Here is a 9,156-nt window from a genome sequence, read left to right on the forward strand (position 1 = left end):
GCTGCCTTGTTGAATTTCCAAGGTGCGCTGACAACACGGGAACGGCCGCGGAACCGAAATGGTTCCGCGGCCGTTCCCGTATCGCGCCGGAAGCTTCAGGAAGCAGGCGGCGGGGGCGGCGCAGTGCCGCCGTCGTCCTTCGTGGAGAGACGGTCCAGGGCGTCCTTTGCCTTGCCCGTCCCGGACTGGATCTGGGTGCTGTACTTGCCCTTGGTCTTGGAGTCGACTGCCTGAGCGGCCTTGTCGAGGCCCTGCTCGATCTTGCCCCCGTGCTGTTGCGCGAGGTCTGCGGCCTTTTCCTTCGCCGGAGCCAGCTTGGCTTTCAAATTGTCCAGGAAGCCCATGGGTCACCTTCCCTGTGGGGACGTATTCGTTCGTTGTCGGATCCGGAGGTTCTACTTCCGGACGCTTTCGCCGACCTCATTGTCCGCTGCTTCCTCCGCGGACTGCTGCTTGGGGATCTCCAGGCCCGCGGCGGCTTCCTCGGCGTCCTCGGCCGCCGGAGTGTCCGCTTCCGTGGTCGCCGCCCCAGCAGGGGCTTCGTCGGAGGAGGTCGCTTCGGCCTTCGAGGGTTCCGGAGCCTCCGCCTTTTCGGCGGTCACGGACTCCCCGTTGGTGTCGGCCGTCGGAGTGGCCTCCTGGCCCTCCTCGGTGGACACCTCTGCGGCGTCCTTCGACTTCCGGCGAAACATTGCAAAAACGCCCATATCTACTCCATATCGTACTCGTGTGGGCGAAATCCCGCGTCCTGCCGGTGCGTCCCATTGCGTCGCCCGGGGACACCGGTCCGTAAACCGGCGTGCGGAACCTCGCAACAGGAAACGACCCCGCGCGTGTGCCGTCACGTCGCTCGTTCGGGGACCGGCCGTGAGGTTTGCGAGACTGGGTCAGTGAGAAGCGCAGCTCCCGCACCGCGGGTCATCGCCGTCGTCGGACCGACCGCGGCCGGAAAGTCCGATCTGGGCGTAGCCCTTGCCCAGCATTTCGGGGGCGAGGTCGTCAACGCCGACTCCATGCAGCTCTACCGGGGGATGGATATTGGCACCGCCAAGCTGACGCCCGAGGAGCGCGGTGGTATCCCGCACCACCTGCTCGACATCTGGGACGTCACCGTCACGGCGAACGTCGCCGAGTACCAGCGGCTCGCCCGCAAGGAGATCGACCGGCTGCTCGCCGAGGGCCGTACCCCCGTCCTCGTCGGAGGCTCCGGGCTGTACGTCAAGGGCGCCATCGACGTCATGGAGTTCCCCGGCACCGACCCCGTGGTACGTGCCCGACTGGAGGCCGAACTGGCCGAACAGGGCCCCGGCGCCCTGCATCTGCGCCTCGCGGCCGCCGACCCCGACGCGGGCCGCGCCATCCTCCCCAGCAACGGCCGCCGCATCGTCCGTGCCCTCGAAGTGATCGAGATCACCGGACGCCCCTTCACGGCCAATCTGCCCGGCCACGAGTCGGTGTACGACACCGTGCAGATCGGCGTGGACGTCGCCCGCCCGGAGCTCGACGAACGCATCGCCACGCGCGTGGACCGCATGTGGGACGCCGGCCTGGTGGACGAGGTGCGCACACTGGCGGAGCTGGGGCTGCGCGAAGGCATCACCGCCTCGCGGGCCCTGGGATACCAGCAGGTACTGGCCGCACTCACGGGCGCTTGCACCGACGACGAGGCGCGCGCCGAAACGGTGCGTGCCACCAAGCGGTTCGCCCGCCGCCAGGACTCCTGGTTCCGCCGCGACCCCCGGGTGCACTGGCTGAGCGGTGCGGCCGAGCACCGTGCGGAACTCCCGCACCAGGCGCTGGCGTTGCTCGAACGGGCGGTCACAGCCTGATCACGTGATGGCATCGGGACGCTCCGCCCGTCATTCGGGTGCCCGAGCGCGTGCCATCATCGAGCTTCGATCGACAGTTGGAGTCCGAGTGGGGAGGGCGCGTGGCGATGGAGGCCGGCCCTCGTGACAGAGCACAGGAAGAACCGGAGCGGTTGAGTCCTGACGGGCCCGAAGACCAGCCCGGCGCACCGGGAGAACTTCCCGACGTCCCGGAGATTCCAGAAGTCCCCGGTCTGCCCGACCCGGAGGCCGAGGTCGAGGTGGAGCTGCGGCCGCAGCGGCGCCTGCGGATCTGGCAGCTCGCCCCGATCGTGATGCTCGCCGCCCTCGGATCGCTGATGTTCGCGTTCCCCCTGGCCTTCGAGACCGGTGACGGAGGAGCGGTCGTCGCCATGCTGGGCCTGCTGATCAGCAGCTGCGCCGCAGGCTGGGGCATGATGGCCGCCCGCCGCGTCGGCTACACCTGGCCGGGCCTTCCCGCCCGTGGCTCCGGCGGACGAGCGGACTGGCGGGTCGCCGCGCTCTATGCGGCGGTGTGCGCGGTACTGATCGCCCTCGCTGTCTGGCGCGTCGCCCGGCTCCGCTGACACTGTCGCGCCGAGCACCTTCCCGCACCGCTTTGGTGAGCACCGCAGCCGAAGATCCGTTGTCGGTCCCTCCCTTTACGATGGATCGCGTGACCACCGCATCTGCCGCCCCCGCGCCGATCGCCTTCCTCAAGGGCCACGGCACCGAGAACGACTTCGTGATCGTTCCTGACCCGGAGAACGTCCTCGACCTGCCCGCATCCGTCGTGTCCCGGCTGTGCGACCGCCGGGCCGGCATCGGCGGCGACGGGCTGCTGCACGTCGTTCGGTCCGCCACGCACCCCGACGCGCGCGCGATGGCCGACACGGCCGAGTGGTTCATGGACTACCGCAATGCCGACGGCTCCGTCGCCGAGATGTGCGGCAACGGCGTACGCGTCTTCGCCCGCTACCTCCAGCACGCCGCCCTCGTCGACGAGGGTGACCTCGACATCGCCACCCGAGGTGGCGTCAAGCGCGTCCACCTCGACAAGAACGGCGACGTCACCGTCTCGATGGGCCGCGCAGCGCTGCCCGAGGGCGACGTCACCGTCTCCGTCGGCGACCGCAGCTGGCCCGCCCGTAACGTCAACATGGGCAACCCCCACGCCGTCGCCTTCGTCGAGGACCTGGCGCACGCCGGGGATCTGTACACCCCGCCGCCGTTCAGCCCCGCCACCGCCTACCCGCAGGGGGTGAACGTCGAATTCGTCGTCGACCGCGGCCCGCGGCACGTTGCGATGCGTGTCCACGAGCGCGGCGCCGCCGAAACACGCTCCTGCGGTACGGGTGCGTGCGCCGTGGCGGTGGCCGCCGCCCGCCGTGACGGGGCCGACCCCACCGTCACCGGTGCCCCCGTGACGTACACCGTGGACGTCCTCGGCGGACGCCTCATGATCACCGAACGGCCGGACGGCGCAGTCGAGATGACCGGCCCCGCCGTCATCGTCGCGGAGGGGCACATCGAGCCTTCATGGCTCGGAAACATCGAAAACAGCACCGCATAGACCTTCGCTCGAATGGGTGATCCGGTTCACGCCTGGCGGGACCCGGTAAGCACCGCATGGTGGGCTCGGTAGCATCAAGCACCGGCCCCGACGGGACACGCCCGTACGAAGGCAGGGGGAGTCGCCACCCGCCCACCGCCGGTCGAGGCTGCCGGAGGTGCCCATGAGTGCAGAGGCCACCAATCCCAACGGTGTGTCGCCAGAGCTTCGCCCGCTGACCCAGCCGGCGGCGCTCCAGCGGACCGCGCAGGGCCGCAGGCGCGGCCGTCCCCGGATCGACCTGCGCCGACTGGGCAAGGCAGCCCTGCTCGGTTCCGCCGCGCGGGGCCGCACCCCCGACGCGATCGCCCATGTGGCCGAGGCCCACCGCGCGCACCATCCGGAAGCCGACCTGACGATCCTCAGCCGGGCCTACGTCCTCGCCGAGTCCTCGCACCGCGGACAGATGCGCAAGAGCGGCGAGCCGTACATCACACACCCGCTGGCCGTCACGCTGATCCTCGCCGAGCTCGGCGCCGAGACCACCACCCTGACCGCGTCCCTCCTCCACGACACCGTCGAGGACACGGACGTGACCCTGGAGCAGGTGCGCGAGCAGTTCGGCGACGAGGTGTGCTTCCTCGTCGACGGCGTCACCAAGCTGGAGAAGGTCGACTACGGGGCCGCCGCCGAACCGGAGACCTTCCGGAAGATGCTGGTGGCCACCGGCAACGACGTACGCGTGATGTCGATCAAGCTCGCCGACCGGCTGCACAACATGCGCACCCTGGGCGTGATGCGCCCCGAGAAGCAGGTCCGCATCGCCAAGGTGACCCACGAGGTACTCATCCCGCTCGCCGAACGGCTCGGGGTGCAGGCGCTCAAGACCGAGCTGGAGGACCTCGTCTTCGCGATCCTCCAGCCCGACGACTACGCCCGCACCCGCACGCTGATCGACAACAACGCGGCCCAGGGCGACCCCCTCGCCCCGATCGCCGACAACGTCCGCGGCGTCCTCAAAGAGGCGGGGATCACCGCAGAGGTCGTCGTCCGGCCACGGCACTCCGTCTCCGTGCACCGGGTCTCCCGCAAACGCGGCGACCTGCGGGGCACGGACTTCGGGCGGCTGCTCGTACTGGTGGGTGAGGACGCCGACTGCTACGCGGTCCTCGGCGAGCTGCACACCTGCTTCACCCCGGTGATCTCCGAGTTCAAGGACTTCATCGCCTCGCCCAAGTTCAACCTGTACCAGTCGCTGCACACCGCGGTCGCCGGCGGCGACGGGGCGGTCGCCGAAGTCCTCATCCGTACGCACCAGATGCACAAAGTGGCCGAGGCGGGCGTCGTCGCGCTCGGCAACCCGTACGCCCAGCCGGACGCCGCCGAATCCGTACCCGACGGCGAGCGCGTCGACCCGACCCGGCCCGGCTGGCTGTCGAGGCTCCTGGAGTGGCAGGAGTCCACGCCCGACCCCGACGCCTTCTGGACCTCGCTGCGGGCCGATCTCGCGCAGGACCGGGAGATCACCGTGTTCCGCTCCGACGGCGGCACGCTCGGGCTGCCCGCCGGCGCGAGCTGTGTGGACGCCGCGTACGCGCAGTACGGCGAGGCCGCCCACGCCTGCATCGGTGCGCGCGTCAACGGCCGTCTGGCGACGCTCAGCACGGTGCTGTGCGACGGCGACAGCGTGCAGCTGCTGCTGGCCCACGACGCGGCCTCCGGGCCCTCGCCTGACTGGCTCGACCACGCGCGCACCCCCGCCGCACGGATCGCGATCGCGGGCTGGCTCGCCGACCCGGAGACCGCGCACGACGCGGGGCTCCCGAAGCGCGGCAGGCCGGACGGAGAGACGGCGGGAGCCCCGGGGGTCGCTCCGCCGGTCTCCGGCGCCCCTGCGGCCGTGGAGGGGGCTTCGCGGCCCGTCGTGGAGAACGCCGTGACCGACCTGCCGGACGCGAGTGTGCGCCTGGCCGGATGCTGTACGCCCGTCCCGCCCGACCGGGTCCTCGGCTTCGCGGTGCGCGGCGGCGTCGTCACCGTGCACCGCGAGGGCTGTGCCGCCGTCGCCCGGATGCGGGCCCTCGGACGGGAGCCCGTCGGTGTGCGCTGGCAGGACACCACGGACTGCCGGGTGACCCTGGTCGCCGAGTCCTTCGGCCGGCCGCACCTGCTGGCCGACCTCACGGAGGCCATCGCGACGGCCGGGGCAGAAGTCGTCTCGGCCACCGTCGAACCGCCCTCCGAGCAGCGCGTCCGCCACACGTACACCCTCCAGCTCCCGGACGCCGCGGGACTCCCCGCGCTCATGCGGGCGATGCGCGAGGTGCCCGGGGTGTACGACGTCGGCCGCGCCCAGCACCCGGCGACCGCCTGACGGCGCCACAAAGCGGTCGCGCTGTCCGGATCGGATTCACAGCGTGGCCGACCCTCGTTCGGGTGGTGCGGTGCGTGCCGTCCCCCCGCGTGGACTCGCGCGCTGATAGCGGTAGTTCATGCTGCTCACCTTCCGGCGCCTGCGTGCCGTTCTGCTGGCCTCGGCCTCCGTCTCCCTCGTCGGTGCCGTCCTGCCGGCCCCCGTACCCCTCGGCATCGGCGATCCGCTCTTCCCGCACCTCGGCAACCCGGGGTACGACGTCCTCTCGTACGACATCGGGCTCACCTACAGCGGTGACCACAGCAAGCCGCTGGACGCCGTCACCAGGATCGAAGCGCGGGCGACGGCGCCGCTGGAGCGCATCAACCTCGACTTCGCCCACGGCACCGTGAAGTCGGTCGACGTCAACGGCACAGGTGCGGAGTTCGCCGTCACGGGCGAGGACCTGGTCGTCACGCCCGAGCAGGCCGTCCAGGAGGGGAGCCGCACGGTTGTCACCGTTCGGCACACCAGCAACCCCGGCGGCGACGCCTCCGACGGCGGTTGGGTGCGCACCGGCGACGGGCTCGCCATGGCCAACCAGGCGGACGCCGCACACCGCGTCTTCCCGTGCAACGACCACCCCTCCGACAAGGCCTTCTTCACCTTCCGGGTGACCGCGCCCAAGGGACAGACGGTCGTCGCCAACGGGCTGCCGTCCGCCGTGCCGCGACAGATCAAGGCCCTCAAGGGAGCGAAGTCCCCCGGGCCGGCCAAGGACGCGGTGTCCTGGACGTACCGCACCAGCCACCCCATGGCGACCGAGCTCGCCCAGGTGTCGATCGGCAGGTCCGCCGTCCTGCACCGGACGGGGCCGCACGGCCTGCCCGTCAGGGACGTGGTGCCGGCCGCCGACGTGAAGCAGCTGGAGCCGTGGCTGAAGAAGACCCCGGCACACCTGGAGTGGATGGAGGAACGCGTCGGGCGCTACCCCTTCGAGACGTACGGAGTGCTCGTCGCGGCGGCCAACACGGGATTCGAGCTGGAGACACAGACCCTGTCGCTTTTCGAACGGTCGCTGTTCACCGGCGTCGGCTACCCGGAGTGGTACGTCGACTCGATCATGGTGCACGAGCTGGCGCACCACTGGTTCGGCAACAGCGTCTCGCCCCGCTCCTGGTCCGACCTGTGGCTCAACGAGGGGCACGCCACCTGGTACGAGGCCTTGTACGCACAGAAGCAGCGCCCTCTTGAGGAGCGCATGAAAGCCGCGTACAGCAGTTCCGACGAGTGGCGGCGGGAGGGCGGCGCCCCGGCCGCCCCGAAGCCGTCCCGGCCCGGCCAGAAGATCAGCATCTTCCGGCCGGTCGTGTACGACGGCAGCGCCCTCGTCCTCTACGCGCTGCGCCAGGAGATCGGCGAGGCGGCGTTCGACAGGGTCGAGCGGCGCTGGGTGAGCGAGCACCGGGACTCGGTGGCGACCACCGCGGACTTCGTCGAGCTGGCCTCGGACAGTGCCGGACGCGACCTTTCCGGGTTTCTCCAGAAGTGGCTGTACGGGCAGAAGACCCCGCCGATGCCGGGACACTCGGACTGGAAGAGTTCGGTGCCCCAGGGGCCGGCGAGTCACCGTTGAGCACGGGCGCCGCAGGCCGATAAACCCGTGTGACGACTGGGCCGTGGCGTGCGACCATCAACGGGTCGACGGCACAGCCCGACGGCGGAAACTTTCCCGGGAATTCACGCGAACCCCGGGGAATCATCCGAGCCCGTCACGCGTTGTGACTATCGACGGAAGCTTTCCGGCTTCCCGCAGGGACACACGAGTCCACCGACACACGACCTAAGGATCCAATGACCCCCTCCACTTCTTCCCCTTCCACGAACGACAACATCACAGACAGCCTGCGGGCCGATGCCCTGATGGAAGAGGACGTCGCCTGGAGCCACGAGATCGACGGAGAGCGGGACGGCGACCAGTTCGACCGCTCCGAGCGTGCCGCGCTGCGACGTGTGGCGGGCCTCTCCACCGAGCTCGAGGACGTCACCGAAGTCGAGTACCGGCAGCTGCGCCTGGAGCGCGTCGTGCTGGTCGGTGTGTGGACCTCGGGGACCGCGCAGGACGCGGACAACTCCCTCGCGGAGCTGGCGGCGCTCGCCGAGACGGCCGGAGCCCTGGTGCTCGACGGCGTGGTCCAGCGGCGCGACAAGCCCGACCCGGCGACGTACATCGGCTCGGGCAAGGCCTTGGAACTGCGCGACATCGTCCAGGAGACGGGCGCCGACACCGTGGTCTGTGACGGTGAGCTCAGCCCCGGCCAGCTCATCCATCTCGAAGACGTCGTCAAGGTCAAGGTGGTCGACCGGACCGCGCTGATCCTCGACATCTTCGCCCAGCACGCCAAGTCCCGAGAGGGCAAGGCGCAGGTCGCACTCGCGCAGATGCAGTACATGCTGCCGCGACTGCGCGGCTGGGGTCAGTCGCTGTCCCGTCAGATGGGTGGCGGCGGCGGTGGCGGCATGGCCACCCGCGGTCCCGGTGAGACCAAGATCGAGACGGACCGGCGCCGGATCCGCGAGAAGATGGCGAAGATGCGCCGGGAAATCGCGGAGATGAAGACCGGCCGCGAGCTCAAGCGCCAGGAACGCAGGCGCAACAAGGTGCCCTCGGTCGCCATCGCCGGGTACACCAACGCGGGCAAGTCCTCGCTGCTCAACCGCCTCACGGGCGCCGGCGTACTGGTGGAGAACTCGCTGTTCGCCACCCTCGACCCGACCGTGCGCCGTGCCGAGACGCCCAGCGGGCGGCTCTACACGCTGGCGGACACCGTCGGATTCGTCCGGCACCTGCCGCACCACATCGTCGAGGCGTTCCGCTCCACCATGGAGGAGGTCGGTGACTCCGACCTGATCCTGCACGTGGTGGACGGCTCGCACCCGGCGCCCGAGGAGCAGCTGGCCGCCGTGCGCGAGGTGATCCGTGACGTCGGCGCGCTCGACGTGCCGGAGATCGTCGTGATCAACAAGGCGGACGCGGCGGACCCGGTCGTCCTCCAGCGGCTGCTGCGCATCGAGAAGCACGCCATCGCGGTCTCGGCCCGTTCGGGTCAGGGAATCGACGAGCTCCTGGAGCTCATCGACCGCGAACTGCCGCGCCCCTCGGTCGAGATCGAGGCACTCGTGCCGTACATCCAGGGCGCACTGGTCTCGCGGGCGCATGCCGAAGGCGAGGTGATCTCCGAGGAGCACACCCCGGAGGGCACGCAGCTCAAGGCACGGGTGCACGCGGAACTGGCGGCGGAGTTCGCTTCGTTCGTCCCCACCGCGCACTGAGCAGCAGACAAAGGCCGGTGGCCCGCACCCCCGTCACGGGGGGGGGGGGCCCCCGCCGGATGGGGGCGGGGGGAAAGGGGGCGGGAATA

At 70.4% G+C, this 9,156-nt stretch carries 8 protein-coding genes; 6 read left to right on the forward strand and 2 right to left on the reverse strand.

The window, feature by feature from the left end:
• Positions 1–95: 95 nt before the first annotated feature.
• Entirely contained in the window at positions 96–344 is a 249-nt protein-coding gene (locus tag AB0D18_RS38755; protein ID WP_362430102.1) for an antitoxin, read from the reverse strand.
• A gap of 51 nt (positions 345–395) precedes the next feature.
• A complete protein-coding gene (locus AB0D18_RS38760) occupies positions 396–707 on the reverse strand; it encodes a hypothetical protein (RefSeq protein ID WP_362430105.1) in 312 nt (103 codons plus the stop codon).
• Positions 708–890: 183 nt separating this feature from the next.
• Here AB0D18_RS38760 and miaA point away from each other — a divergent pair, with 183 nt between their 5' ends.
• From miaA to hflX, 6 genes are all read left to right on the forward strand, one after another.
• Positions 891–1,829, forward strand: coding sequence for a tRNA (adenosine(37)-N6)-dimethylallyltransferase MiaA (gene miaA, locus AB0D18_RS38765; RefSeq protein ID WP_362430108.1), 939 nt, complete (start codon positions 891–893; stop codon positions 1,827–1,829).
• A 107-nt stretch (positions 1,830–1,936) separates the two neighbouring features.
• Positions 1,937–2,416 carry a hypothetical protein gene (locus tag AB0D18_RS38770; protein WP_362430134.1) on the forward strand — a complete coding sequence of 160 codons (480 nt, stop codon included), beginning with the start codon at positions 1,937–1,939 and terminating at the stop codon, positions 2,414–2,416.
• Positions 2,417–2,505: 89 nt separating this feature from the next.
• Complete coding sequence (gene dapF / locus AB0D18_RS38775; RefSeq protein WP_362430111.1) at positions 2,506–3,402, forward strand: diaminopimelate epimerase; 897 nt, start codon at positions 2,506–2,508, stop codon at positions 3,400–3,402.
• Between the two features lie 163 nt (positions 3,403–3,565).
• Positions 3,566–5,755 carry an HD domain-containing protein gene (locus AB0D18_RS38780; protein ID WP_362430114.1) on the forward strand — a complete coding sequence of 730 codons (2,190 nt, stop codon included), beginning with the start codon at positions 3,566–3,568 and terminating at the stop codon, positions 5,753–5,755.
• 118 nt (positions 5,756–5,873) lie between these two features.
• On the forward strand, positions 5,874–7,370 hold the full coding sequence (locus AB0D18_RS38785; RefSeq protein ID WP_362430117.1) for a M1 family metallopeptidase: 1,497 nt from the start codon (positions 5,874–5,876) through the stop codon (positions 7,368–7,370).
• 218 nt (positions 7,371–7,588) lie between these two features.
• Positions 7,589–9,067 carry a GTPase HflX gene (gene hflX, locus AB0D18_RS38790; RefSeq protein ID WP_362430120.1) on the forward strand — a complete coding sequence of 493 codons (1,479 nt, stop codon included), beginning with the start codon at positions 7,589–7,591 and terminating at the stop codon, positions 9,065–9,067.
• The last annotated feature ends 89 nt before the right edge of the window (positions 9,068–9,156 follow it).

It is taken from the genome of Streptomyces sp. NPDC048442 (assembly GCF_040651475.1).
Lineage (GTDB): Bacteria > Actinomycetota > Actinomycetes > Streptomycetales > Streptomycetaceae > Streptomyces.